14 protein-coding genes are annotated in these 26575 nt (G+C 65.5%); 10 read left to right on the forward strand and 4 right to left on the reverse strand.

The window, feature by feature from the left end:
* Window positions 1–7 precede the first annotated feature (7 nt).
* From ACPDIX_RS05770 to ACPDIX_RS05815, 10 genes are all read left to right on the forward strand, one after another.
* Window positions 8–1525: an alpha-L-fucosidase gene (locus ACPDIX_RS05770; protein WP_423430825.1), complete on the forward strand. Its 1518-nt coding sequence runs from the start codon at window positions 8–10 to the stop codon at window positions 1523–1525.
* Between the two features lie 123 nt (window positions 1526–1648).
* Window positions 1649–2674: a pectinesterase family protein gene (locus ACPDIX_RS05775; RefSeq protein WP_423430826.1), complete on the forward strand. Its 1026-nt coding sequence runs from the start codon at window positions 1649–1651 to the stop codon at window positions 2672–2674.
* Window positions 2675–3044: 370 nt separating this feature from the next.
* A complete protein-coding gene (locus ACPDIX_RS05780) occupies window positions 3045–4460 on the forward strand; it encodes a hypothetical protein (RefSeq protein WP_423430827.1) in 1416 nt (471 codons plus the stop codon).
* A gap of 40 nt (window positions 4461–4500) precedes the next feature.
* Entirely contained in the window at window positions 4501–5535 is a 1035-nt protein-coding gene (locus ACPDIX_RS05785; protein WP_423430828.1) for an AAA family ATPase, read from the forward strand.
* Window positions 5536–5578: 43 nt separating this feature from the next.
* On the forward strand, window positions 5579–7819 hold the full coding sequence (locus ACPDIX_RS05790; protein WP_423430829.1) for a hypothetical protein: 2241 nt from the start codon (window positions 5579–5581) through the stop codon (window positions 7817–7819).
* Window positions 7820–7893: 74 nt separating this feature from the next.
* The gene (locus tag ACPDIX_RS05795; protein WP_423430830.1) at window positions 7894–8808 is read left to right on the forward strand and encodes an ATP-binding cassette domain-containing protein; all 915 of its coding nucleotides are present in this window, start codon (window positions 7894–7896) and stop codon (window positions 8806–8808) included.
* Entirely contained in the window at window positions 8805–10388 is a 1584-nt protein-coding gene (locus tag ACPDIX_RS05800; RefSeq protein ID WP_423430831.1) for a hypothetical protein, read from the forward strand. The genes ACPDIX_RS05795 and ACPDIX_RS05800 overlap by 4 nt, the downstream gene beginning before the upstream one ends.
* A 124-nt stretch (window positions 10389–10512) precedes the next feature.
* The gene (locus ACPDIX_RS05805) at window positions 10513–11385 is read left to right on the forward strand and encodes a DUF58 domain-containing protein (protein ID WP_423430832.1); all 873 of its coding nucleotides are present in this window, start codon (window positions 10513–10515) and stop codon (window positions 11383–11385) included.
* A 125-nt stretch (window positions 11386–11510) separates the two neighbouring features.
* Window positions 11511–13262: a vWA domain-containing protein gene (locus tag ACPDIX_RS05810; RefSeq protein WP_423430833.1), complete on the forward strand. Its 1752-nt coding sequence runs from the start codon at window positions 11511–11513 to the stop codon at window positions 13260–13262.
* Window positions 13259–16117 (forward strand): VWA domain-containing protein, encoded by a 2859-nt coding sequence (locus tag ACPDIX_RS05815; protein ID WP_423430834.1) that lies wholly within the window; start codon window positions 13259–13261, stop codon window positions 16115–16117. Before ACPDIX_RS05810 ends, ACPDIX_RS05815 begins: the two co-directional genes overlap by 4 nt.
* Before the next feature lie 439 nt (window positions 16118–16556).
* Here ACPDIX_RS05815 and ACPDIX_RS05820 read toward each other — a convergent pair whose 3' ends face one another.
* The 4 genes from ACPDIX_RS05820 to ppdK all read right to left on the reverse strand — a co-directional run bounded on the left by ACPDIX_RS05820 (window position 16557) and on the right by ppdK (window position 26364).
* A complete protein-coding gene (locus ACPDIX_RS05820; RefSeq protein WP_423430835.1) occupies window positions 16557–20729 on the reverse strand; it encodes a DNRLRE domain-containing protein in 4173 nt (1390 codons plus the stop codon).
* An 83-nt stretch (window positions 20730–20812) separates the two neighbouring features.
* Window positions 20813–21673, reverse strand: coding sequence for a type II secretion system protein (locus ACPDIX_RS05825; RefSeq protein ID WP_423430836.1), 861 nt, complete (start codon window positions 21671–21673; stop codon window positions 20813–20815).
* Window positions 21674–21847: 174 nt separating this feature from the next.
* On the reverse strand, window positions 21848–23416 hold the full coding sequence (locus tag ACPDIX_RS05830; RefSeq protein WP_423430837.1) for an alkaline phosphatase D family protein: 1569 nt from the start codon (window positions 23414–23416) through the stop codon (window positions 21848–21850).
* A gap of 191 nt (window positions 23417–23607) precedes the next feature.
* Window positions 23608–26364 (reverse strand): pyruvate, phosphate dikinase, encoded by a 2757-nt coding sequence (gene ppdK / locus ACPDIX_RS05835; RefSeq protein WP_423430838.1) that lies wholly within the window; start codon window positions 26362–26364, stop codon window positions 23608–23610.
* Window positions 26365–26575 lie beyond the last annotated feature (211 nt).

Below are 26575 nucleotides of genomic sequence, written 5' to 3' on the forward strand. Positions count from 1 at the left end.
GGGCCTCATGAAGCGCGAATGGTCGTTGGGCACGTTGGCCCTGTTGTGCGGGTGCATGGCGTGGGTTGGTTGCCTTTCGTCGGGAGCTGCCGAGGTTCGATACGAACCCCGGTGGGAATCGCTGGACCGGCGGCCGACGCCCGAATGGTTCCGGGACGCAAAGTTCGGGATCTTCATCCACTGGGGGATCTATTCGGTGTCCGGTTGGGGTGTCAAAGGCCAGTACGCGGAGTGGTACTGGCACCGGATCGCCAAGAAGGGCGACAACAACCCGTGGTGGGAGTATCACAAGCGTGTCTGGGGAGAGGATTTCGATTACGCGGGGTTCGCCCCGCTGTTCCGGTGTCAGCATTTCGATCCGGATGAGTGGGCGGACTTTTTCCAGCGTTCCGGGGCGCGCTACGTGGTGCCGACTTCGAAGCATCATGACGGCTTTTGTCTCTGGCCCAGTGCAGAGGCGAACCGGACGTGGGGCCGCCCGTGGAACGCCGTGGACACGGGACCGCGCCGGGATCTGCTGGGGGATCTGGCGCAGGCGGTGCGGAAGCGCGGCCTGAAGTTCGGGTTCTACTACTCGCTCTTCGAGTGGTTCAATCCCCTTTGGCGCAGCGATCGGCAACGGTACGTGCAGGAGCACATGATGCCCCAGCTCAAGGACGTGGTGCTCCGGTACCAGCCCTCGATCATTTTCAGCGACGGCGAATGGGAGATGACTTCGAAGGAATGGCAATCGGAAGAGTTCCTGGCCTGGCTGTTCAACGAGTCGCCGGTGCGCGAGGAAGTGGCGGTGAACGATCGGTGGGGCAAGGAGACCCGGCACAAACACGGCGGATATTACACGACCGAATACGCCGCCGGTCTGCCGAGCGCGGACCATCCCTGGGAAGAGAACCGCGGCATGGCCTATTCCTATGGATGGAACCGGATCGAGACGGCCGACGACTACCGCTCGGCCCGGGAACTGATCCTGCTGCTGTGCGACACCGTCAGTCGGGGTGGGAACCTGTTGCTCAATGTGGGTCCCACCGGCGACGGGCGGATCCCGGTGATCATGCAGCACCGGCTCCTGGAGATCGGCGAGTGGCTGCGGGTCAACGGCGAGGCCATCTACGGAACCCGATTCGCCGGCCGCGCGGCCCAGTGGACGGAAGGCCGGATTCCCGAACAGAAGTACGGAGATTACAACGTCGAGTACAAACTGCTCGAACAGGTCGGCCAACAGCCCCGTCCGGACGGACAGGCAGTCAAACAGGTGTTTTTCACACGCAAGGGTGACACCTTGTACGCCATCACCGCGGGCTGGCCCGGCCGGCGTCTGGTGATCCGCGACGTGGAGACACCCGCGGACGTGGAGGTGACCATGCTCGGTGTGCCGGGACGGCTCCGGACGACGCGGGAAGGCAGGAACCTCGTGATCGAGACACCGGCGCTCGGTCCGGAGGAAGCCCCCTGCCGGTACGCCTACGCATTCAAGGTCGTCGGAGGCCGGTTGCTGCCGGCCGCAGCATCGGCCGGGCCCCGCTGAGCGATCCGGCTGCTGCCGTCGCCCGGGTCCGATCAGACGGCGCAGGTCCGACCGGCGGCGCCTGGGCGAAGCAGGATCCGGTGTCCGGCTTGTGAGGAGTGGGAATCATCAGGAGGGAACCTTATGAATGTGAACCATGCCCGGCGTGCGCGGATCGTTTCGTGGCTGGCATGCACATCCTGCCTTTGCGGGGGCATTGTCATGGGTGCGGCTCCGCCTGCCGCGGCTCATTCCGATGCCGTGGTCGCCCAGGACGGCTCCGGCGATTATCGCAGCATCGAGGAGGCCGTCTATGCCGCGCCCTACAGGCCGCCCGGCCAGGTCTGGGTGATCCGTGTCAAACCCGGCACCTACAAGGAACGTGTGTATGTGCAGCGCGAACGGGGGTACATCCGGTTGGTGGGCGACGACGCCTCCACGACGATCCTCACGCACGAGATCCATGCCAACCTGACGGGCCCGGACGGCCGGCGTCTGGGGACCTTCCGCACGGCCACCCTGCAGGTGGACGGCGACGGCTTTGAGATGGAGAACCTGACCGTGGCAAACGCAGCCGGGCCGGTGGGGCAGGCGCTGGCGCTGCGTGTGGACGGCGACCGGGTGCGCTTCCGGCGGTGCAGGTTTCTCGGATGGCAGGACACCATCCTGCTGAACCGGGGACGCCAATACTTCGAGGACTGTTACATCGAGGGTCACGTGGACTTCATCTTCGGGGGTGCCACGGCCTGGTTCGAAAACTGTCGCATCCACTGCCTGCGCGACGGCTACATCACGGCTGCCTCCACCCCGGCCGACCAGCCGTATGGATTCGTGTTCCACCGGTGTCGGATCACGGGCGAGTCCGGCGTGAAAACGTACCTGGGACGGCCCTGGCGGCCCCATGCCATGACCGTGTTTCTCCGCACCTTCATGAGTGAGGTGGTGCGGCCCGAGGGCTGGCACAACTGGGGCGATCCGGCCCGCGAAAAGACGGTGCGGTACACGGAGTACGGAAGCCACGGACCTGGTGCGGACCCGGCGGCCCGGGTGCCGTGGGCCAGGCAACTGACCGAGAGTGAAGCGGCATCGTTCACGCCGGAGCGTGTTTTGCAGGGTGCGGACGGCTGGGATCCGCGCCAGAACCGTGCGCCGGTGCCGGCGGGCCTGTGAGACCCGAAGGTGTCCGGGGAGCACGGATTGTCCGCGCGCCGTTGCATTCGCGCGACCCGGCGATCGCGTCGGTCTGACCGCTGCATGCCGGGACTTGTCCCGCGGGCCCGATCCTCTCCGTTCCTGGGCCGCCGCCGGTCCCGCCTGCGTCGAACTCCCGAGGTCTCCGGGCAACGAACGGGGCCTGTGAGGGCCCGCCGGTGATCGGCCGGGTGCGCGGCGGGCGGATTCCGACCCGGCTTCAGCATTTGAACGCTGCCCTGATTATTCTGCGTGACATGAGCGCTTGTCCGGGTTAGACGTACCGCAGAAAGCCGGGATGAGGGGGAAACGCCGGGGATCGTGCCGGGGAAGGGTTACGGTGCCGATCATGCAGAGCGATCATGCCAGGACGTTGCGAGCGTTTCACCGCAGACTGGCGGCGGTCTTTCTGCTCCGGCGGGTGCTGTTCGCTCTGGCCTTGTGGGCGTTCGTCTGGGGTGCGGCGGTGCTGGTCCTGCGCATGGCCGGGGTTCCGCGGGGGATCTGGATGGCCTACGGCGCGGCCGGTTGCCTGCCCGTGATGGTTGGGGCGGCTTGGTGGGAATGGCGGCGGCTTCCGTCTCTCGCACTGGTGCGGGCTGCTTACGATGCCCTCCGGCGGTGTGGCGGCATTCTGATGAGCGAGGAACGCGCCGATATGCGGGCGTGGTACGATCGCCTTCCGGAGGCGCGGGTGCCGAAGTTGCGTTGGCGTTGGCGACGGGCCGCCGGGGCCTGCCTGGCGGGTTGGGTCTTCCTGGGGCTGACTCACTGGATTCCGGATCGTGTGGTGCGGTCGCTGCAGGATCCCCGCCTCGAGTTGGGCTCGTGGGTGGCGGAGTTGCAGGCCCAAACACAGGCACTGGCCGAGGAACAGATTCTCGAGGCCGAAGAGGCCCGGCGATGGCAGGAGGAATTGGAACGGCTGCAGAGGGGCGCGTCGGGACGCGAACCGGCCCGTGCGTGGGAGGCGTTGGATCACTTGCAGCAGGCCAATCGGGATCGTGCCCGTGAGGCAGCCGAACAAGCCTTGCGTGCGCTGGAGGAACTGCGTCAGGCGGAGTCACTGGCGGGGGCGATACAGGGGGCCGTGGAGTCGGGCCTGAGCGGGGAGGAACTCGCTTCCGCAGGCCGGGAACTGAGCGGATTGTTGCGGGCCCTGAAGAGCACGCTGTCGGAGGCGGGCGGACTGCCGCCGGTGGAGTTGAACCAAGGGTGGAACCTTACCAATCGCGCCGACCTGGAGAAGCTGCTGGGTGTGTTGGGTCAGTGCAAGGGCGGGCTGAGCAACCGGGTGGCGCGATTGTGTAAGCTTCGGTTGGTGGACGGCCGCTATCTCTCGGCATGCCAGGGGCTTTGCCAGTCGACGAATCTCGCGGCGCTGGTGGCTGCGCTTTGCAGGAATGGCGGGACCAACGGGGCAGGAGAGAACCTGACGTGCGGTTTGCCGGGGCGCGGCGGGGTGAGCCGCGGCCGGGCGGACGCGCCCATGATTTGGAAGGAGGCCACGGAAGAGGACGGGGCGCGGTTTCAGGAACGGGTCCTGCCGCCGGGGGCCGGGCCGGCGGATTTGCAGCGGGTCGGCCTGAGTTGGGGCGCACCGGAAGAGGCACCTGCAGACTTGCCGGTCGCTCACGGTGCACTCTCCGGCGCTCCTGCCGGTTCGGGCGTGACCCGTGCGCAGGTGGTTTTGCCGCGGCATCGCGAGGTGGTGCAACGGTATTTCCGCCGGGATGTGCCCGGCGGTGGCGGTTCCGGGCCTTGAAGGAGGGTGCGCGGTCCGGACTCCCCAGGGAGAGGAGGCCATGAACAACCCCTTGGTGCAGCCGGCCGAGCTGGAACCGGCGGTGGAACTGGCCAACCGCGTGTTGGCCGAGCTGGACCGCATTCTGCTGGGGCGCAGGCGGCTGCACCGGCTGGTGTGGATCGGGCTCCTGAGTCGCGGGCACATCCTGCTGGAGGGTGTGCCGGGGCTGGGCAAGACGGCGTTGGTGCGGACCTTGGGACGGGTGCTGCGGCTGGAGTTCCGGCGGGTTCAGTTCACGCCGGACCTCATGCCCGGGGACGTGCTGGGCACGCACATCCTGCAGCAGACCGATTCCGGCCGGCGGGAGCTGGTGTTTCAACCGGGACCGGTTTTCACCAACATCCTGCTGGCCGACGAGATCAATCGCGCCTCGCCCAAGACCCAGTCGGCCCTGCTGGAGACGATGCAGGAGAACTGCGTGACGTTGCTGGGGGTTACCCGGCCGGTTCCCAGGCCGTTTTTTGTTCTGGCGACGCAGAACCCCATCGAGATGGAGGGGACGTACCCTCTGCCGGAGGCGCAGTTGGACCGGTTCCTGTTCCGTGTCTTTTTCGATCTGTTGGAGACCGATGTGCTGGAGCAGATCCTCTACGAGCGTCGCCGGGGTGAACTTCCGGAGCCGTCCTGGCAGATGACCGCCGGTGAACTGGACCGGTTGTTCGAGGTGATGGACCGGATCTATCTGCCGCGGGCGGTGTCGCGTTACATTGCCCGGCTGGTGGCGGCCACGCACCCGGGGTCGCCGGAGGCACCGGAGAGCGTCCGGCGTTACGTGGCCCACGGGGCTTCGCCCCGGGCAGCCATTGCCATCAGCGAGGCGGCCCGTGCACACGCGCTGCTGGAGGGACGCCCCAGCGTGGGCTTCGAAGACGTGCGGGCCGTGGCGGAGCCGGCGCTGAATCATCGCATCATTCTGAATTACCAGGCCCGGTTCGACCGGGTGACGACCTCCTCCCTGGTCCGGTCGGTCCTGGATGCGATCCGCGAAACGGAGCTGCAGTTGCCACGTGATGTGGAGTTGGCGAGGCAATAGGAGGGCTCGAACGCCCGTGGTTCGGGCCCGTCGGTTTGCAAGGATGGTCGCCTGCCTGTGTGCGGCGTTCCTTGCATTCGGGACCGGCCTGATGCGGGCCCAGCAGGCCACTTTCGGGGATGTCGCGGTGACCGCGGCCGTGTTGCACCATGGGCGGACGTGGCATGGGTACCTGGAGCTGCGCGTGTGGCTGGAGAACCGGTCCGAACGCCGCACCCGCGAGGTGCGCCTGAGCTTCCCCGCCACGTTTTGGGGCGGGAACCTTGGGCAAATCAGTCGAACGGTGGTGATACCGCCGGGGGGCCGAATGGAGGTTTCACTCTGGCAACCACCGTTGGACAAGAGCGGCGACAACCGTTTGCTGGTGGAGGTGGACGGTCACCGAGGGGAGACTTTGGACCTCCCTGACCTGGCGTCCCACTCACCTGTTTGGACGATGTGGGACTCCCCCTCGGCGGAGGTTCCGACCTTTTTGATTGGCCAGGGAGTGGACGTGGGGGTGGCCGAAGCGATGTTTTCCAAGAAGTACGTGGCGGGCGGCGCGATGATGGCCACGGGGGAGCCCGATGCCCGGGGCGTGCGACCTCCCAAGGCTTGGATGCCGGACGAGAAGGCTCCGGGTCCGCACTGGTTGGAGCTTCATTTTCACCCGGTTCGGGCGGAACGCCTGCGTGTGTACGATGCCTGGGCAATCTCGGGCTCGCGCGGCGAACCCAGAGTGGCGGTGGTGGGGACCTCGGGCCGGACCCTCGCCGATGTGACGGTTCCACCCTCCACGGGGCGACGCTCCCCGACGGGACCTTCCGTGGCGCGCGAAGTGGCGTTGGGCCAGCTGGACGAACCGATCAAGACCGTGCGGTTGGAATTCATCTCCACGCCCGCCCACGAGATCGCTGTGGACACGGTGGAACTGGTGGGACCGGACGGGAGAGCCTGGCCTGTTCATGCGCGGGCCAGCAGTGAGCCCTCCATGATGGGTACCCGGCCTTCTGTGTCCGTGCAGCGGAGCGGCCTGCGGGCCGGGTTCGGGGTGGGCGCGTGGAGCAGGCACTGGTTGAGTTATACGCCGTACGACGCGGTTGTGTTGGGACCGGGCGATGTGCGGGCGATGCCGACCGCGGTGGCGGATGCCCTCTGGCGATACGCGGAATGCGGGGGGCAACTGATTGCGTTTGGCGAACTCACCGTGCCCGACCCGTGGGCACGGTGGTGCCGGACCAACAAACTCGGTGCCCGGGTGTACTCGGTAGGGTGGGGCCGCTGCGTTGTGCTGCCGGAGAGCGTGCTGAAGCAGGGGGATCCCGATCTGGAGGTCTGGCTGCACGAGCTTGCAGATGGAAGTGTTCGTTTCTGGCGGTCGCTGCCGCGGGGCGGGGTTGCGCATGCCTCTCTGCCCCTGCTGAATGAGGGCGGCCTGTCCTTGCGATGGTTTCTCCTGTTGGGGATCGGCTGTTTTCTCGTGGTGGGTCCTTTGCAGTGGTGGGTGCTGTGGCGGTTCCGGCGCCGTTACTGGATGTTGTGGACCCTGCCGGTCTCCTCGCTCCTGGCCACGGTGGGGGTCTTGCTGTTTCCGATTCTCCGCGAGGGCTTCGCCACGCGAGTGCGGATGGACAGTGTGACGGTGTTGGATCAGGTGGGGCACAGGGCGGCCACGTTGGCCGGCCTGGGCTATTACTCGGTGCTGGCACCCGGGCAGGGGCTGCTGTTTGATGAGCAAACCGAGTTGACCCCGCTGGTGGTGGTGGACCCGAGAGTCGCGCGGTCCGGAGTGCGCCTGCTGGATTGGACGCGCGGCCAACATTTGGTGGAGGGGTGGGTGCAGCCGCGGGTGCCGGCGATGTTCATGGTGCGCAAATCCGAGAACCGGCGCGAACGTCTCCAATGGGAACAAACCGACGAGGGGCTCACCGTGGTCAACGGTTTGGGGGCCCGGGTGACGCGCCTGTGGCTGGCGGACCACGGGGGTTGTGTGTGGGAGGGAACCGACATCGCTCCGGGCGCACGTGTCACGTTGGAGCCGACGGGCCGGCTGGCGGTTCGTGATGAGACGCCGCCGTCTCTGGAAGATTTTTGGAAACGGGCTGCCTATGGCCGGTTTGCCTCGTGGGCGATCCAACGGGGGGAAGGGCTGCTGCGGGCGGGCACCTATCTGGCCGAGCTGGAGGGGAATCCGTTTCTGGAGACCGGGTTGGCCCCGGGGACACGCGTCCGGCCCATGCCGGGCAGCTGTGTGGTTTACGGGATACTGGAAGAGCGGGGTGGGACCCGGACGGCGGGGCCGTGACACCCGGCGCCGGCCGTGGAGGGGTCCGGACGGAAAGCAACGCAATGCGGGTCGAGGTCAGGAATCTGCGGAAGGTGTTCGGGCGCACGGTGGCCGTGGCCGGGGTCTCGTTCTCTTTTGAATCGGGCCAGGTCGTGGGGTTCGTGGGCCCGAACGGCGCCGGCAAGACCACCACGATGCGAATCATGGCCACGGTGGAGGAACAGACCTCCGGGGACGTGCTCATTGACGGGGTGTCGGTGTGTGACTACCCGGAAGTGGGGCGGCGGTGTGTGGGGTTTGTCCCCGACAGTTTGCCGGGACACGGGGACATCAGCGTGCACGAGTATCTGGATTTCTTCGCGCGCGCGCACCGGCTGGACCGTTCCGTGCGTGCGGAGGTGTTGAATGCGGTGGAAGAGTTCACCGGACTGACCGCCCTGCGTGAAAAAACGCTCAAGGCGTTGTCCAAGGGGATGAAACAGCGCGTGAGCCTCGCCCGGGCGCTGATCCACGATCCCGGCGTGTTGATCCTGGACGAACCCGCGGCGGGGCTGGATCCGCGCGCGCGGGTGGAGCTGCGGGAACTGCTCCTGAGTCTGGCGGGCAAGGGCAAGGCGATCTTCATCAGCTCGCACATCCTGGCGGAGCTGACCGAGATCTGCAGCTCCGTGGTCATCCTCGAACGCGGTCGCGTGGTGACCCAGGGTCCGATCGAGCAGGTGTTGCGAGCCACCACGCAGCACCGAAGGTTCGCGGTCAGGCTGTTGCAAAGGCCGCCGCATGATGAGTACGAGCGGCTGGTTCGTGCGTTGCTGCAGATGCCGAGGGTCGAACGCGTCCAGGTCCAGCCCCAGGAAGTGCATTTCGAGGTGGCCGGCGACGGCAGTGTGGCCTGCGACATCCTGGAGCAGCTCATGGCCGATGGGTTCCGCGTGTTGGAATTCCGTCAAACCCGGGCGGATTTGGAGGACGTGTTCCTGCGTGTGACGAGAGGTGAGGTCTCATGAACGCCGAGGCGGGCGCTCTGGCTTGGATGAATCCGGTCCGTTGGTGGCAGGCGTGTCGGGAAAAAGGCCGGCGCTGGGACTGGAATCCCGTTTTTGTGAAGGAGATGCGGCAGGCCCTGCGCAGCCGATCGCTGACGGTCATCCTGCTTTTGCTGTGGCTGGGCATGGTCGGGTTCGGCGGCGCGGCCCTGGGGATGAGTTCGATCGGCGAGGAGGCACACGGTGGGGCCGTGGCAACCAGCATGTTCGTCTGGATGGCGTGTGTCACCCTGTCTGCCGTGCTGATGCACCTGCTGACGCGCACCAGCCAGGAATCGGACGAGTCCGGGAACGAGCTGTTGTTTGCGACCCGGTTGACCCCGGGCCAGATCGTGCGCGGCAAGCTGTATGCGGTTGCGTATCTGGCTTTCCTGTTCGTGTGTGCGGCATTGCCGCTGCTCGCCCTGACGACCCTGTTGGGAGGCGTGGACCTGCGCACGGTCCTGGGCATGGCCGGGGCGGCGTGGTGGAGTGCGACGTGGTTCGGGTGCCTGGCTCTCGTGGTGGGTTGCACCCCGTTGCCCCGGTTCGCGAAGTACACGCTGTTCATGGCCGGTATGTTTCTCGTGCAGGCGGGCATGGGGATCGCGACTGTGGCCTCGGTGTTGTCCGGCGGGGGAATGGCAGTGATCGCCCTGGCCGGGTCGGGAACCATGCCCTTCACGTTGGAGCAGGTCCTGGGCCTGGCTTGGAGCCTGACCTGGTGCGTCCTTGCCTACGCCGCCTCGGTGGCTTTGTTGTCGCCCACCTCCGCCAACCGCGCCCTGCCGCTCAGGCTGTGGACGACAGGCTGTTGGGTGGTCTTGGGAGGGTTGAGTGTGGCCTGCGCGTGGACGACCGGGGATGTGGCGCAGGTGCTCAAATGGGCCTTCGTGAGCTGCGGGCTGATGCTTCCAGGATCGTTGATTTTGGTGGCTCAGCGTGCGCCACCCAGTCGCCGCGTGTGCCGTGCCATTCCCCGCCGGTGGCCGGCACGGGCACTGGCGTTCTTGCTTTACAACGGTCGAGCCGGCGGGCTGACCTGGGCGACCCTGTTGCTGGCGGTCACGCTGGCCACGACATGGTGGGCCGTTTGGAAATGGGAAGGGCCCGTTTCGCTGGGTTCCGACACGGCCGGCGACGGCGCCACGAGCGCGCTGCGCCTGACGGTGGTGGCGCTGTACCTGTCGGCCTACACGGGGACAGGCCTGGCGTTGCGACGCCGGTTTGCGCCCCTCGGCAGTGGGAGATTGAACGTGCTGACGGTCACGTTGGTCGCGGGACTGGCCAGCGCGGCCCCCTACATCTGGCTGACGTTGACCGGGGAGTTGAAGCTCGAGCGGGCCATGTCTTTCCAGGCCGGGAGTGTCTTCAATGCCCTGGTGGTTTCCAAGTGGCAGGAGGTGCGGGCACATTTGTGGGTGGCCGGTGCCTGGTGGGCAGTCTCAATGCTGCTGAACCTGGGCTGCTGGATCCGGCAGATCCGGTCGTTCCGGCCCGATGGACCGGAGGAGTCGGCCCATCCGGAAGCGGTCCCACCGGTGTTGTCGCCTGCCACTTGAGCGGGCATGGAAGCTGACGGCGGAACGGCGCCGACCACGCAAGCCTCCAGCACGGTGCACGCCGATGGACGCCGGGCTGCGAGGAATGGGTGGGCGCGCCGATTGATGGAATGCCCGGCAAACCATGACGCTGAAAAGTGCGATCCGCGATGCCTTGTGCGCGGGCGAACGGCAGGGCGCGGCCTACCGCTTGGAATGGCCGCCCCACGGGCCGTCCGGAGCCATGGGGGCGCGACTCGGCCGGCGCACCGGGACTTCGATTGATTTCCAGGACTACCGGGAATACCAACCCGGCGACGACCTTCGCTTCGTGGATTGGGCCGTCTATGCACGCACGGATCGCATGGCCGTGAAACTGTTTCGGGAGGAGGTGACGCCGCACCTGGATCTGATCGTGGACGGCTCGCGCTCGATGGATCTGGAAGGGACGGTGAAAGGGCCGGCGACGGCCTTTCTGGCCGGTTTGTTGGCCGCGGCGGCGGCGCGGAGCCGGTGCACGCGTGCGGTTTGGATCTCGGGCGAGGGATACCAGCGGTTGCGCAACGATGCGCTCCCGCCCTCGGCCTGGGACGGCCCCGTTTTCGACAGCACGCACACCCCGGAGCAGGCCTGCGACTGGTTGCCGCCACAACTGCGGCGCATGAGCATGCGGGTGTTCTTGAGTGATCTCCTGTGGCCGGGTGATCCGGCACGGCTGGTCCGGCGCTGGATGGTGGGCGGCGCCGGTCTGGTGGTGATCCAGGTTCTGACGCGTGAGGAGTTGGATCCGCCTCCCTGCGGCGGCGTACGGTTGACGGACAGTGAAACGGGCGAGACGTTGGACATGCATGTGGACGAGTCGGTGGTGCGGCTCTATCGGACGGCCCTGGCACGGTGGCAACAGACCTGGGCCGATGCGTGCCGTTCCTGCGCGGCCCTCATGACGACGGTCGTGGCCGAGGAGGTCGTGGAAGGGCGGCATGGACTGGATCGAGCCGGCCTGTTGGTGCCCGGCTGACCGCCGGGAGCCATAGGGCGGAGGGCCGGATGCGGTGCGGGAAAAGACTCATGAAAGGCCGGTTGAGCCGGGCACGCCGCGCCCGTGACAGGGCCCCGATCGAACGGGTTTTTTGAACCATCATCATGCTGCTGTTGCTTCATCCGCTGGCGTTGATCGGACTGGCCACGGTGCCGCTGCTGGTGCTGGTGTATGTTCTGCGAAACCGGTTCCGGCCGCGCACCGTCAGCAGCCTGATGCTCTGGCGCCTGCCGGTTCAGCCCCGCAGTGTCGGAGCACGACGGGAGAAACTGCGCCTGCCCTGGTTGTTCTGGCTGGAGCTGCTGGCGTTGGTGCTGCTGGTACTGGCGGCGGCCGGACCCGAGGCGGGCATCGGGCAAGGCGGCCGGCCCTGGGTGGTGGTGTTGGACGATTCCGTCTCCATGCGGGCGCGGTCGGACCACGGGACGGCCCGTGACCGGGCGGTTGCACTTTTGGAAGCACAGCTCCGGGAACAAAAACCTTCCCTGGTGCGGTTTATTCTGGCGGGCGTGACCCCCCGCATGCTGGAGGGGACCGGCGCCCGGCTGCGGGACATTCGCAGCCGGCTCGAGGGATGGTCGTGTGCCGCGCCGGCGGCCGACCTGGAGCGGGCGATTGGATGGGCGGCCGAGTGGGCACGCAACCGTGCGGACGTCGTGGTGCTTACGGATCATGCCCCGCCCGACGGGATGAAGCCGGGGGGGGGCGTTTTGTGGTACGCGGTTGGCCAGCGCCGTGTGAACGCCGGATTTGTGGGGGCGGCCCGCACAGCGGCCGGGGACCGGGACCGCTGCTTCGTGGAGATTCTGAACGGCGCAGCAGGCGCTCACCGGACCGAACTGATCATCCGGCTCGGTCAGGAGGTTTGGGATCGGAAATCCCTTGCGCTGGCCCCGGGTGAGAGGCATCGACTGGTGTTCGAGGTACCGGCCGGGGCGCCGGTCCTGAGGGCTGAGCTGGGGCCTGACGCACTCGATGAGGACAACCTGCTCTGGCTGGCACCGCCGCCGCGTCGCAAGGTCAACGTTGCGGTCGTGCTCACGAACCAGGAATGGATCCCCCTGATCGAGCGCACGCTGAAGGCCACCGGCCTCTCTCAAACCACGACCAACACACCGGACCTGGTCATCTTCCAGGGCGAACCCCGCCCCTGGCCGGCACGCACGTGGACATTGCGGTGGGTGGAGCCCGGCCAACCGGCGTTATTCACCGGGCCCTTTCTCCTGGATCGGGCGCATCCGCTGGCACAGGGATTGTCGTTGGAGGGCACCCTGTGGGCCGGGCCGACATCAGCCGCGGACGCGGGCGGCGTGCCTGTCGTTCTGGCGGGCAACACACCGTTGCTCACAGAATCGGTTTCCCCGGAGGGCACGCGCCATCTCGAGCTGTTCTACGAGCCGGCACATTCGACGTTGCACGAAAGTCCCGACTGGCCCGTGCTCTTCTGGAACCTGTTGAACTGGCGGGCCGAGTGGTTGCCCGGACTGCGCGAACCCACCGTGCGTGTGGGCGCAGAAGTCGTCGTGCGGCACGAGGGCGCCGGAGTCCGCGTCCGCGGCCCGGCCGGATGGGAACGAACGATGGAAACTGCCGCGGACCCGGTCGTGTTCGAGCCCCCGCGGAGCGGGTTGTATGAGGTGACGTCCGGGGCGCGGACCGAGTGGCTGGCCGTGAATCTGATGGCCGATGGCGAAACGGATCTTTCTGCGTGCACCGAGGGGACGTGGGGCGCGTGGCGTTCGGAGGCGGCGGCGGAGGTACACTCGCCGTGGCCCACCTGGCTGGGGCTGGCCGCCTGTGCGGCCTTGTTGGCCCATCTCTATCTGGTGACGGCGGAGCGGAGGAGTGTCGGATGATCACTTTCGAGGAGCCGGTCTGGCTGATCCTGGTGCTGCCGGTGGCGGCGGCGCTGTGGCTTTGGCCGTTGCCGGGGCGACTGCAAACCGTGTTGCGCACCACCGCGCTCTTGCTGGTGGTGCTGGGTCTGGCACGCCTGGCACTGCGCCTGCCGGACCGCAGCGGGGTTGTGATCGTGGTGGCCGACCGCAGCTCTTCCATGCCACCCCAGGCGGCCACGGCGCAGGAGGAGATCATCCGCTTGCTGGAGCGGAGCCGGAGGCCGCGGGACGAGCTCGGGGTGATCTCCTTCGGGCGACACGCGGTGGTGGAGAGTGTTCCCCAGAGAGGCAACTTCCCCGGATTCCGCGCGGAGGTGGGACCCGACCAGTCTGCGTTGGCCGATGCCTTGGAACTGGCCCTGACGTTGATCCCGGCGAATGCGGGCGGCCGGATCCTCGTTCTGTCCGACGGAAAGTGGACGGGCCGGGATCCGATGGGCGCGGCGGCTCGTGCAGCGGCACGTGGTGTCGCGGTGGATTACCGGCTGTTGAGCCGTCCGCAGGCGGGCGATCTGGCCATTCAAAGTTTCGACGTGCCCCAAAGCGCGGCTCCTGGAGAGGGTGTTTTGATGACGGCCTGGGTATCGGCGCCGCGGGCGCAGGAGATTCGTTACCGGTTGTTGCGCGGGGAACGGGTGGTTGCCTCGGGCCGACGCGAGGTGGAGGGTGGGTTGACACGCTTGATGTTCCGTGACCTCGCACCCGGGCACGGTGTGACGGAGTACCTGCTGGAGGTCGAGGGGGCGGCGGACGATCCCGTGCCGGAGAACAATCGGGCGCGCGCATTGCTGACGGTCCGTGGCGAACCGACACTGCTTCTTGCCTCCGAAGCGGGGGAGAGATCCGGACTGACCCGGCTGCTGCAATCGGGCGGGATTCGTGTGGTGGCGCGGTTTCCCGGGCAGGTGCACTGGTCGGCGGATGCCTTGATGGGGTACGACGCCGTGTTGCTGGAACAGGTGCCGGCAAGTGCCGTGGGTGGGGCGGGATTGGAAACACTGGCCACATGGGTGGAAGTGACCGGGCGCGGCCTGATGCTCACGGGCGGGCCGAAGGGTTATGGTGCCGGGGGTTATTTCCTCTCCCCGTTGGAAAGGGTGTTGCCCGTGTCCCTGGAATCGCCGCGGGAACATCTGAAGATGTCCGTGGCCATCGTGGTGGCGCTGGACCGGTCGGGCAGCATGGCCATGCCGGTGGGGGATGGCCGGACGAAAATGGATCTGGCCAACCTGGGGACCGTGCAGGTACTGGACATGCTCGGGCCGCAGGACGAGCTCGGCGTGATCGCGGTGGACAGTTCCCCGCACGTCATCGTGCCCTTGGGGCTCGTGTCGCAGAACGCTGCCGAGCGCAGTCGCATCCTTTCGATCGAATCGGCGGGCGGCGGGATTTTCATCTACGAGGCGCTGTCGGCTGCGGTGAGGATGATCGTCGAATCCCGCGCCCAGCGGAGGCACGTCATCCTGTTTGCCGACGCGGCGGATTCCGAGGAGCCGGGAGCCTACCGGGAGCTTTTGGAGAAGTGCCGCGAGGCGGGGATCACGGTGAGCGTCATTGGACTGGGTACGGAGGCTGACCAGGACGCCGACTTGTTGAAAGACATCGCCGCACGGGGAGGAGGTGAATGCTATTTCACAGCCGATGCGCACGAGATCCCGCGCTTGTTCGCCCAGGACACCTTTGTGGTGGCGCGCCTGGCTTTTGTGGAGGAGCTCACCCCGATCCGGTTCACTCCGGAACGGGGAATGTTGGGCCTGACCCTTGCGGAAGAACCGCCGCCGATCGGCGGGTACAACCTGTGTTTCCTGCGTCCGGGGGCCCGGCAGGCGGTCGTGACCGCGGACGAAAACGCGACGCCTGTCGTGGCGTTCTGGAACGCGGGCCTGGGACGGGTCCTGGCCTTCTGCGGGGAGGCCGACGGACAACACGCCGGACCTCTGGCCTCCTGGCCGCGGGTGGGCGACTTTTATGCGACACTGGCTCGCTGGACGATGGGCCCCGGACGAGCGAACGAGCCCGACCTGCTCGTGACGCAGGAAATCCGCGACGGCGCCGGTTACGTGCAGATCCATCTGGATCCGCAGAGAAAGGAGGAACCCTTCCCGGGGACGCCCAGGGTGATCTCGCTCTCGGCTCGTGCGGGTTTGCCGCCGCGGCGGGAGGAGCTGTCGTTCGAGTGGCGTTCGGCTGATCTGCTCCAGGCGGTGGTGCCATTGGAGAGTACCGAAACGCGCATTCAAGTGGTGGAAGTCCCCGGGCGCGACCCCCTCACACTGCCACCGGTCTGTTTGCCTTACTCCCCTGAAGCGGCTCCCGGGGCACAGAGACGCGGGGCCGAGACGCTGGCCACCCTGGCTGCGTTCACCGGCGGGCGCGAACGTGGCGAGCTGTCGCGGATCTGGTCCGAATTGCCCGCACGCCGCCGTTACCTCTCGCTGGCGCCGTGGCTGTTCCTGGTGGCGGCGGTCCTGTTCCTGGCGGAGATTTGGGAGCGGTACACCGGGTGGATTGGTGCGCTGGCGGGCCGGCGCCTCAGGGAACAGCCCGGGGCCGAGCTGGAAGCCACCGGACCTGCCCAGGAAGAGGGCCCCGCGACCATGCCGGTACGGCGCCGGTGGTGGGATCTCATCCGGACTCGCGGTCACCGGACAGGGGCCGGCACCGTTCCGCAGCGGGAGGGCGCCGCGCCGGCATCGGCTGGGAAACCAGAGGCGTCGGGCGTGTCCACGGGTGCGGGCGGCCCCCGTGCCGGCTCGGGCACTTACGACGCGTTGCGCGAGGCGCGCGAACGCGCCCGCCGCCGCGGTCTGTAAGTTGTTGATTCGGGTATTCAGCTTTCAGCATTCCTCCGGCATGACGGAACATCAACTTTGGCGTACAGATGCCTGTGTTTGCAGCCAGCCGTCGGAGGGCAGGGGACGCGCGCGATCTCATCCTGCCACGTGATTCAACGACAACACCGGTGCAGGCAACCGAGATCGCTCTCTCCTCTCCGGGCGCCCGCTCGCATCCAGGCGCTTGTTGTGAGGTTGCCGGATACCGTTGGCCGTATTGGTCAACCGGCGGTAAGACACGGGAAAGACCGCCGGATGTGCATGGCGTTTGAAGTGTGCAGGCCGAGGTGACCAGGAGCTGCGGCACGTGCGTGCAGCAGCAGACTGTTGAATGGGCAAGCGAAAGGGCCCGCACCCTGGGCAACAAGGGTGCGGGCCCGCGTTGGAATGGAGGATTTGCGCCTTTCGGCGGGGATTCTCAGCGGCTGGGAAAGCCGCGGGCAGGAGAGTGGCGAAGTCGGTAGAACCTTGATCCGTGGTTTCCGGGTGTGTCCACGTATGTTCCCGCGCCGTTTGTATCAATCGTGACCGTTCCCACGGGTCCCCAGGGACCGGCGATTACATCTGCAGCCTCCACGGTCACGGTCGTGTTGGGTGGCCCGGTGAAGCGGAGACGGATCTCTCCGGATTGCACCCGGGGAGGCAGCAATTGAAGAGATGGTTGGGGCGATGTGTACCAGACTGCGAGTTTCGGGCGGTCGCGTACCGTGGGACTCTCAGAGAGCTCGATGGCCCATCCGTCCCCACCTCCGGGCCAGGGTAGAATGGCCCAGCCATGGTTGGGCCGCGTGCCTGTGGCCCAGGCTTGAACGTCGGCGGTGACATCGAAATCAAAGTAACCGCCCGGGACGTTGGGTTCCAACGAAGGCGAACCCGCGACGGCTGTCGGTGTGGCAATTGCCTTCACGTCGTCTGCCTGGATGCCACCGTCGAGAGTGTTCCAGGTGTCGGTGTCCTGCCATGGACGCAGGAGTGCATGGAAGCGCCCTCCGTCGCCGTAGCCGTTGTTTGCTGTGGAAGCCAGCCGGAGCACGGCCATCTCAATCACGGCCCCGGGTGGGATCCGGCCTTCTTGGGCCCCGATGATGTCATCGAAGCGGAGCAGGACTTGCTCCTCATTCTGGAACCCTCCGGTTACCTCCCAGTCCACGAAGGCCGTCGGCAGGGTCGAGTTGTCGGCGTCGGAATCCCCGTTGGTCGCCCGGGCACGGATCCGCGTGTCTTTTGTCCCGGCATAGCCGTTGACATCTTGTTGGAACACTGCCCGGGGGATTTCCGGCGGAACCCACCACACGCGCAGTCGGGGGCGCAAGAAGGGGTTGGGTGCTTCGGACGGCAGGAATGCCATGCCGTCGGTTCCGCGGGACCAGGCCGGGTTGATGTCTGCGTCCCAGGACGTCAGAACCCAGCCGTAATTCGCTTCGCCGGAGACCCAGGCTTGCACGTCGGGTGTGACAGAAACCCAGATCGTGCCCACGCCGGTTGACCCGGCCACTTGAGCAACGCCGATTTGCGACTCATACTGGTCACGGGCGACCACAGCATCCGGTACAATTCCATAGCCGAAGGTAACCCAGGTTACCGACTGCTCGTCCCAAGGCTGCAGCATCCGGAACATCGGGCTTCCATCGCCTGAATCCACCACTGTCAGGTGCAGTTCGGCGGCCACGATGGTTGCTCCCGGCGGGATTTGACCGGGCTGCTCGCCGATGATGTTGTCGAATCGGATCAACGCCTGTGCTTCTTCGGTGGTAAAGGCGGCGCGGGCGTCCACCCACATGCGTGGTTCATCCGCCGTGCCGGAATGACCCGCTGGAAAGCTGATGTCGGCCATCTGCTCGAAGATCTCGGCGTCGTGCTGTCCGGTGTAAACGCCGTATCCCCCGTCCACTCCTTCCTGGAAGTCGGCCAGACGGACCCAGCTCACACGCACAGGGACTTGCACAACGGCCCGGCCCCCGTCGGGATGGATGACGGCCAGTTGGACGGTGCGGTTCCGGCGCTCCGGTTCCGAGAGGGTGTTCTGGAACGCGATGCTGCGGAGAATCGTGTGCACCACCGACGGCGAGGTGGCGGCGTTCAAGGTGATGACGAGCGACCGGCCTTCATCCTGGCCTGACAACTGCCCCACGGAGGTCGAGTTCCACAGGATCTCATGACCAGAGACGCGAAGTCCGCCGTCCGCCGTTGGATGGCTCCGCAAAAGAAGGCGGTCACCGGGGCCGGGCTGGAGGAGCTCCGCAGTGATGCGAACGCCTTCGAGCGTGGGCAGGTACGGATCTTCCCAGATTGCGCGAGGCGCCACACTCAGCGGTGGCATGCCGATTCCATAGAAAACAGTGTCTGTGGGAACAGCCAGTTTCGGCTCGTTGTCGATCGTGGTGCCGCTGATGACCAAGGCGGGCAGGGCGGCATAATCTGTGTCCTCCGACTCCACGGTCACGAGCAGAGTCCATGGGCGATCCGGGTTGGCGTCCAGGTCGTCGAGAGCCGTTATGTGAACCGCCGTGGGGTCGGACCAGGATTCGGGCGTGAAGGTCAGGGTTGCCGGGTTGACAAGCGCGGCCGGCGATTGGTTGGTGACCTGCAAACGCACGAGCACACTGCTTGTGGGCTGGCTGCCCAGAGACACCCGGTAGAGTTCGTTCGCGCCTTCCGGCAGGGCGATTCCGAACTGGGGCAGGTTCTGCCAGACCAGCCGGGCCCGATCGTCATCAAGATTCAGGCCGGAGACATCGGGGAGATCCAGGCCGTCGAAGGCGGGGTCCGTGCTTTGAGCGGGTTGAAGGATCACCGTGTAGCTGCGATCTCCGTCCTGAACATAATCATCAAGACCGGTGACATGGACGACCCGGGGCTGCTGCCAGTCTTCCGGTGTGAACTGAATGCTTCGTGGATTCAAAGAAACCTCGGCCGGAGAGTCCGTGCTCAGCGGAATGGTGACAGGCGCGCGTGGAGGGCGGTTCAAGGCCACGCGGAATGTGGCGCTTGTGCCGGATTCGTGGGTTCTCAAGCCCGCCTGGGGCCAGACCGTGGCCGGGCTTTCATCGTCGAGGTTGACCACCGTGACTGTGCGGGGATCGAGCATGGCGTAATCGGGATCGGCCGTACTGGCAATTTGGATCCGGATGGCAACAGTGGCCGGTCCGTCGCTTTCCATGTCGTCCTGACCGGTGATGACGATGGTGCGGGGGACGTCCCAGTTCTCGGGTGTGAAAACCAATGTTGAGGGATCGACGGAAACCTCGCCGGGCTGGTCCGCCAGGATCTGAACATGCACATCCGCCAGTGGCGCCGCGTCCAGGTGCACGACCAAATTTGCCGATGTTCCACCTTCGGTCACATACAGATCCTGATCGGGTTCCACGGCGATGCCTGCAGTGGGACCGGGTATGAAGACGAATGACGCGACCGGTTCGCGGCCGTTGCCGGGCGTCTCCAGGGGCGGTGCGGTAAAGGGTGGCAACCCGGAATCGGTGGCCGGCGAGGGGAGGTCCCATGACCGGATGATCCAACCATCTCCCGTGCTGTTGGCTTCGTATGTGACGATGTTGTCGGAATTGCCGGGCTGGCCCCCCTCGGGGCAGATCAGGAGCACGCCGGAGCGTGGTGATGCATTGCGGATTCTCAGCTCCCATGTGCCCTCCGCCAAGGGTGTGATCGTGAACGGCGCGACGTCTCCACCATGGAGAAGAATCGTGCCATCTCCCTGAAACCGGCCTACGACAAGATGCGGATCCGTGCGGGGGATGAAGACAAAGGCAAAGGGATCCTGTTCGGTACTGGAACCGTCCGTGCCGTTGTCCTTGGAGTACAGGGTCCAGGTCCCGTCGGTTTCATTGACACGGACCAGCGCGTAGTTGTCCTCGTTTTTGGCCCCCACGGCGAGCAGGACACCATCGGTTCGGGCATCGATGCCGAACTCTCGAAGATCGACGAGAGCCCGCCCGGAACCCAGGTCCACAAAATGGCGGCCCGGCACAAGCCCGGGGGAGCCGTCGAGCAGGTTGAGCGGGCCGCCATTGGCAAAGGATTCATTGCGAACAAAGGCGCCAATGTATCTGTTGTAGGGGAACCATGCCACCGCGATGTCGATGTCCCACTCACTGACCGCTGTGCCCAGGCTGTTGGGCCTGGTGAGTGCCACGGGGATCCAGTAGCCATTCTCCACGGACTGTCCCGCATCGTTCGTCGTACCGGGCTTGTGGTAGTCGATGTGAGCGGTGGCCACTTGCAGCCCGGGATAAAGAGGATGTCCGAGGTCGCGGCCGTTCTGGCGAACGGCCGTGAGCAGCACCCCGTCCGGCACATCATTTGTCCGGGTGGCGCCGATCTGAATCGCATAATCACCGTTGTTGGACAGGTCGGGGACGATGCGAATATCGCCGATGCGGGTCTCCCAGGAGAGGGCGACGGAATTGGACGTGTTGTCGAAGTCCAGGACCTCGACGCGAAGGTTCCCCGCAACCACGTCGTGTGGTGGCGCGGGTGCGGTGTATGCCGGCGTGGTCAGGGTCTGGCAGACGGCAGCCAACAGACCGGCGTGTGCCAGGGAGGAGAAGAGGATGTTCCTGTTCATGGGTTCGTTCATGATCGTTCAAGTGTCAGTGTGAGATGCTTGCAATCCTTCTATCCACGTAGGGGGTGCATCAGGGATGCTGCGAAAGCCATGACTTATCGTGCCGCGAGATCCGGATTGTAAAACACGCTGCCATTACCGCTGATATTGCGGACATAGTCGTAACGGTGGCGTGGCACCCATTCGGCATGACCGTCGCAGAAGGTGAAGTTGGCCCCGTGGGGTCCGTGATTGTCCGTGGGATCCGGAAAGTTCTCGATCCGGTTGGCGCGTCCATTGCGGTCATCAGCATCGAAAAGGAGGTAGATTCGACCGGGCCCGGGCTTGGTGCCGGGCGGCAAGCCGGTGTAGCGGGCGTCCACGGTCAGCGTGAAGGACTGCAGGGACTTTTCGGTCTTTTTGCCGTAAGGCGTACCGCCGACCAGTTTGTTCCAGGCACCAAAGCATTCATAACTGGAGCCGTACAAGCCGCGGCCCTGCGCGTTGTCCGTCAGGTCGCGCAGGTAGGTCCGCCCCTCGTGGGTGACGGTCGTCGGGGTGACCTTGTTGCCTGTCGGGGGGCAGACGAACGTCTCCAGCTGATTGATGTATGTCGGGTGGAGCCAGTTGAGATCGTCGTCAGTGTCATCGCGATCGGACCAGGGGAGGAACCCCGACCCGCGGAGGCGCGCAACGAGATCGGGCCGCCACGTGGTGCCGGAAAGGTGGCCGTCGTTGTCCATGGCGTAGAGGGTGCTTCCGAGACCGAGCTGGCGGAGATTGCTGAGGCAGGCAATGCGTCGTGCGCGGTCCTTGGCCTTGTTGAGTGCGGGCAAAAGAAGTGCCGCCAGGAGCGCGACAATGGCGGTGACCACAAGCAGCTCGATGAGGGTGAACGCCTGCCTGCGGGAGACGGAGCGCCTGCACGGGTGAGGTGGCAGGGGCGGTCGAGCGGTTGAAGAGTGAATGGTTTTCATATGATCCCTTGCTGGCATCTGCATCGAATCAGCTTCGAACTTACGCATATGCTTGCGGCACCAAGAATGCATGGGGAGTGTGAAGGCACGGAGTGGGATTGGTTACGACCGGGTAAAATGCGAGGGAGACACGATCCGACGGGTGTGCCGCGGATGAATCGTGTGTGGGGGTTTTCAGGCCGGATGAAGCCGGGGTTGGCCGCGCAGGACCACAAAGGAAGCCGCGGTCGAACACCGGGAGCCGGGTTTTGTGACGAAGTCCAGCACCCGAAAATGGGTGCGCCATTCCTGTGGGGAAACCTCGCAGGTGACGTAGCCGCGCTGGGCATTGTGGAACTTGACGAAGGGGTTTTCGGCGCGCAGGCCGTCCAAATAGGACGGACGGGGTGTGCCGTCTCCTCCCGAGGAAATGGAAGATCCGACGAATTCCACGGCCGCGCACGTGGCGTCTGTGTCCTCGGAGGCGGGCAGTTCGTTGGCCCAGTGGGAGTGGATGTCACCGGTGAGGACGACGGTGTTCATCCGGCTGAGGCGCGCGATGTGGTTCAGTAACGTGCGTCTCTCGAATTCGTACCCGGGCCATTGATCCATGCTGTATGCCTCGCCGGGGCCGGGCTCTCGATCCACGCGGGCCATCATGATCTGCTGGGCCAGTGCGTTCCAGCGTGCGCGACTCTGCTCGAGAGCGGTCATGAGCCACTGTCTCTGTGCGGACCCGAGCAGGGTGGCGCGGGGATCGAGAACCTCGGGACAGGGCGCCTTGCGCCCGTCGCCGCAGGGCTGGTCGGTGCGGTATTGACGCGTGTCGAGTACGAAGAGTTGGAGAAGGCGTCCGAAGGAGAGCCGGCGATGCAGAGGCAGCCAGGGGCCATTCGGACGGGCCGATGGCCTGAGGGGCATGTGTTCGAAGTAGGCCTTGTAGGCATGGGCGCGGCGCTCGGCGAAGGGCAGGATGGCAGCCGAGCGGCCTTCGGGAATCATGCCTGCGTAATTGTTGTCCACCTCGTGATCGTCCCAGGTCACGATCCACGGTGCGGCGGCATGGGCCGCCTGGAGGGCCGGGTCGGACTTGTAAAGCGCGTAACGGTTGCGGTACTGCCCGAGTGTGAAGACCTCCGGACCGTCGTGTTGACGGATGGCATTTCGACTGACGCCGTCCTCGTAGATGTAATCTCCCAGATGGATGATGAAATCGAGGTTCTCCCGGACCATGTGTTCGTAGGCCGTGTAGAGTCCCTGTTCGTAGTGTTGGCACGAGGCAAAGGCGAACCGGAGGAGTCGCGGCTCATGGGTGGGTGCGGGCGCGGTCCGGGTGCGTCCGACCGGGCTGGCATCCAGACCGACTATGAAGCGGTACCAGTACCACCGGTCCGGCTTCAGGCCGGTGACCTCGACGTGGGCGCTGTGTGCCCAGGCCGGGTCGGCAACCACAGTTCCCTTCCGGACCATGTGCCGGAACGATTCGTCGCTGGCCACCTCCCAGCGCACTTCAACGGGTTCCTGTGGCATCCCACCGCCTTCGAGTGGTCTGGGTGCGAGCCGCGTCCACAGGACGACGCTGTGATGGTCGGGATCTCCGGATGCGACGCCCAGGCGGAAAGGGTAATCAGACAGAGCGGGCCGGCGAACGACGGGGCCTGCGTGGGCGGTCTTTTGCCAGGCAAGATAGAAGAGCGCCGCCGATGCCTTGAGAAAGGAGCGCCGGGTCATGGACGCGCCGGGAATGCAGAGGTTCGTCCTCATCGGCGCCGACTTTGCGCCGTGCGACGTCCATCTACAAGAGACACTCCTGCAAATGTTCAGGTGGGCAAGGTTACGGAAGGACTGCGGATTTGTTTGGGCGGCTGTCGGAAAACCACACTTTCAACGTGTTAAATAGAAAAGGCCGGTTGCGGATGGGTTCGCAACCGGCCGTGTGGGAAGCGGCTGGTGAATCACTTCTTCCCGGGCCGCTTGGACGCAGCTTGGGCGGCCCGTTCCTCCTCCACCGCGGCCTGGGCGGCGGCCAACCGCGCCACCGGGACGCGGAACGGCGAGCAGCTCACGTAGGTCAGGCCGACCCGGTGACAGAACTTCACCGAGTCCGGGTCCCCGCCGTGTTCGCCGCAGATGCCCAGCTTGATGTCCGGCCGGGTCCTGCGGCCTTTTTCGACGGCGATCTGGATGAGCTGGCCCACACCGTCCTGGTCGATCGTGGCGAACGGATTGCGTTTGACGATCTCCAGCTCGGTGTAGGTGGGCAGGAACGAAGCGGAGTCGTCCCGGCTCATGCCCAGGCAGGTCTGGGTGAGGTCGTTGGTGCCGAAGCTGAAGAACTGGGCCGTTTGGGCGATTTCGTCGGCCGTGAGGGCACCGCGCGGCACCTCGATCATGGTGCCCACGAGATACTGGATTTTGACGCCCTGTTCCTTCATGACCTCGCGGGCGACGCGGTGCACGACCTCCACCTGGAGATCGAGTTCCTTCTTGAAGCCCACCAGCGGGATCATGATTTCCGGCCGGACCTTGATGCCCTGTTTCTGCACCTCGGCCGCGGCCTCGAACACCGCCCGGGCCTGCATCTCGGAGATTTCCGGATACACGATTCCCAGCCGGCAACCGCGGAAGCCGAGCATCGGATTGAACTCGTGCAGTTCCCGGACGCGCTGGCGGATTTTCTCGACCGGCACGCCCATCTTGGCCGCCAGATCTTCCTGGGCGGATTCCTCGTGCGGGAGGAACTCGTGCAGGGGCGGATCGAGGAACCGGATGGTGGCCGGATGACCCCGCAGCGCCTTGAAGATGCCGATGAAGTCCTGCTTCTGGTAGGGCAGCAGCTTGGCCAGCGCCTTCTTCCGATCCTCGATGTTGTCGGCGAGGATCATCTCGCGCATGGCATCGATGCGGTTGCCCTCAAAGAACATGTGTTCGGTCCGGCACAGACCGATGCCGGTGGCGCCGAAGGCCAGCGCGTTTTCCGTCTGTTCCGGTGTGTCGGCGTTGGTGCGGACCTCCAGACGGGTGACCTTCTTGCACCAGTCCATGAGGGTCTTGAACATCTGGTAGGTCTTGCTGGCCTTGGGATCCAGACTCTTCTGGATGAGGACCTGGACGATCTCCGACGGCGCCGTGGGGATCTGGCCGGCATACACGTTGCCGAGTGTGCCGTTGATGGAGAGCCAGTCGCCCTCCTTGAAGACACGGCCGTTCACGGTGAGGGTGCGGGCCTCGTAGTCCAGCTGCAGGGCGCTGGCGCCGCAGACACACACCTTCCCCATCTGCCGGGCCACCAGTGCCGCGTGCGAGCTGACGCCGCCCTTGGCGGTGAGGATGCCTTCGGCGGCAATCATGCCACGGAGGTCCTCCGGCGTGGTTTCGTTGCGGACCAGCAGCACCTTTTCACCCTTTTGGGCAGCCGCCACGGCCCGTTCCCAACTGAGGTAGATCCTGCCGGAGGCGGCACCGGGACCGGCCGGCAGGCCGGTGGCGATGACCTCGGCCGCCTTCTCGGCCCTGGCATCGAAGACCGGGGCCAGCAATTGATCGAACTGGTCGGCCGGGTTGCGCAGGATGGCCGTTTTCCAGTCGATCAGCTTTTCTTTCACCATGTCCATCGAGAATTTGAGGGCGGCCAGGGCGGTGCGCTTGCCGTTGCGGGTCTGCAACATGAAGACCTTGCCGTCCTGAATGGTGAACTCGAAGTCCTGAACGTCCTTGAAGTGTTTTTCGAGGATGTTGCGGATGCGTTCGAGTTCCTTGTAGGCCTCGGGCAGGACTTTCTTGAGCTCGGCCACGGGCAGGGGCGTGCGGATGCCCGCAACAACGTCTTCGCCCTGCGCGTTGATGAGGAACTCACCGTAGAACTCCTTCTCGCCATTGGCAGGGTTGCGGGTGAAAGCGACGCCCGATCCGGAGCGTTCGCCGGTGTTGCCGTAGACCATGGCCTGGACGTTGACGGCCGTGCCCCAGTCGTGCGGGATGTTGTACTTGCGGCGGTAGACGATGGCGCGGTCGTTCATCCAGGAACCGAACACGGCGCCGATGGCGCCCCAGAGTTGCTTCCACGGATCCTGGGGAAACTCCTTGCCGCCGGTGCGTTCCTTGATGAGGGCCTTGAAGCGGTTGACCAGCTCCTTGAGATCGTCCACGGTGAGTTTCGTGTCCTCGATGTCTTCCCCGTAGCGTTCCTGTTTGAGCTGGTGGATGACCTGCTCGAACGGTTCATGGTCCTCGCCGGACCGCTTCTGGACACCCATGACCACGTCGCCGTACATCTGGACGAAACGGCGGTAGCAGTCCCAGGCGAAGCGTTCGTTGTTGGTGGCCCGGGCCAGGGCCTGAACGGTCTGGTCGTTGAGGCCGAGGTTGAGGATCGTGTCCATCATGCCGGGCATGGAGTCCCGGGCGCCGGAGCGCACGCTGACCAGTAGAGGCAGGGCCTTGGTGTCACCGAACCTGGTGCCCATGATCTTTTCGATGTGGGCCATGCCGGCCTTGACCTGGGGCTCCAGCTCCTTGGGATAGGTCTTTTTGTGGGCGTAGTAGTAGGTGCAGACCTCGGTGGTGATGGTGAAGCCGGGCGGCACCGGCAGTCCGATGCGAGCCATCTCGGCGAGGTTGGCGCCCTTGCCGCCGAGCAATGCTTTCATGGAGCCGTCGCCATCGGCTTTGCCGTTTCCGAACAGGTACACGTATTTCGGTGCTTTGGCCATAAATCGATCCCGATGCTTGCTATTCGCTGATCAAGTTTTGCTTGCGTCAGGACTCCTCCGCAAGATTGAGCGGGACTGTACCAAAGGAGCGTGACATGTCAACGAATCTGTAGGAAACGAGTCCGTGGCGGACGCGTGGGAGCCCCCGCGCGCCGGGGTTGCAAGCGGCCGGGGGAAACGGTCGCATGCCCCGGACCGGTTCGACCCCGGG

This window comes from Limisphaera sp. 4302-co (assembly GCF_049537155.1).
In the GTDB taxonomy this organism is placed as follows: Bacteria; Verrucomicrobiota; Verrucomicrobiia; order Limisphaerales; family Limisphaeraceae; genus Limisphaera.

Bases quoted from the DNA above. Each gene is read 5' to 3' on its own strand.
- ACPDIX_RS05770 (WP_423430825.1), top strand. From the start codon at position 8: ATGAAGCGCGAATGGTCGTTGGGCACGTTGGCCCTGTTGTGCGGGTGC.
- ACPDIX_RS05775 (WP_423430826.1), top strand. From the start codon at position 1,649: ATGAATGTGAACCATGCCCGGCGTGCGCGGATCGTTTCGTGGCTGGCA.
- ACPDIX_RS05780 (WP_423430827.1), top strand. From the start codon at position 3,045: ATGCAGAGCGATCATGCCAGGACGTTGCGAGCGTTTCACCGCAGACTG.
- ACPDIX_RS05785 (WP_423430828.1), top strand. From the start codon at position 4,501: ATGAACAACCCCTTGGTGCAGCCGGCCGAGCTGGAACCGGCGGTGGAA.
- ACPDIX_RS05790 (WP_423430829.1), top strand. From the start codon at position 5,579: ATGGTCGCCTGCCTGTGTGCGGCGTTCCTTGCATTCGGGACCGGCCTG.
- ACPDIX_RS05800 (WP_423430831.1), top strand. From the start codon at position 8,805: ATGAACGCCGAGGCGGGCGCTCTGGCTTGGATGAATCCGGTCCGTTGG.
- ACPDIX_RS05805 (WP_423430832.1), top strand. From the start codon at position 10,513: ATGACGCTGAAAAGTGCGATCCGCGATGCCTTGTGCGCGGGCGAACGG.
- ACPDIX_RS05810 (WP_423430833.1), top strand. From the start codon at position 11,511: ATGCTGCTGTTGCTTCATCCGCTGGCGTTGATCGGACTGGCCACGGTG.
- ACPDIX_RS05815 (WP_423430834.1), top strand. From the start codon at position 13,259: ATGATCACTTTCGAGGAGCCGGTCTGGCTGATCCTGGTGCTGCCGGTG.
- ACPDIX_RS05820 (WP_423430835.1), bottom strand. From the start codon at position 20,729: ATGAACGAACCCATGAACAGGAACATCCTCTTCTCCTCCCTGGCACAC.
- ACPDIX_RS05825 (WP_423430836.1), bottom strand. From the start codon at position 21,673: ATGAAAACCATTCACTCTTCAACCGCTCGACCGCCCCTGCCACCTCAC.
- ACPDIX_RS05830 (WP_423430837.1), bottom strand. From the start codon at position 23,416: ATGAGGACGAACCTCTGCATTCCCGGCGCGTCCATGACCCGGCGCTCC.
- ppdK (WP_423430838.1), bottom strand. From the start codon at position 26,364: ATGGCCAAAGCACCGAAATACGTGTACCTGTTCGGAAACGGCAAAGCC.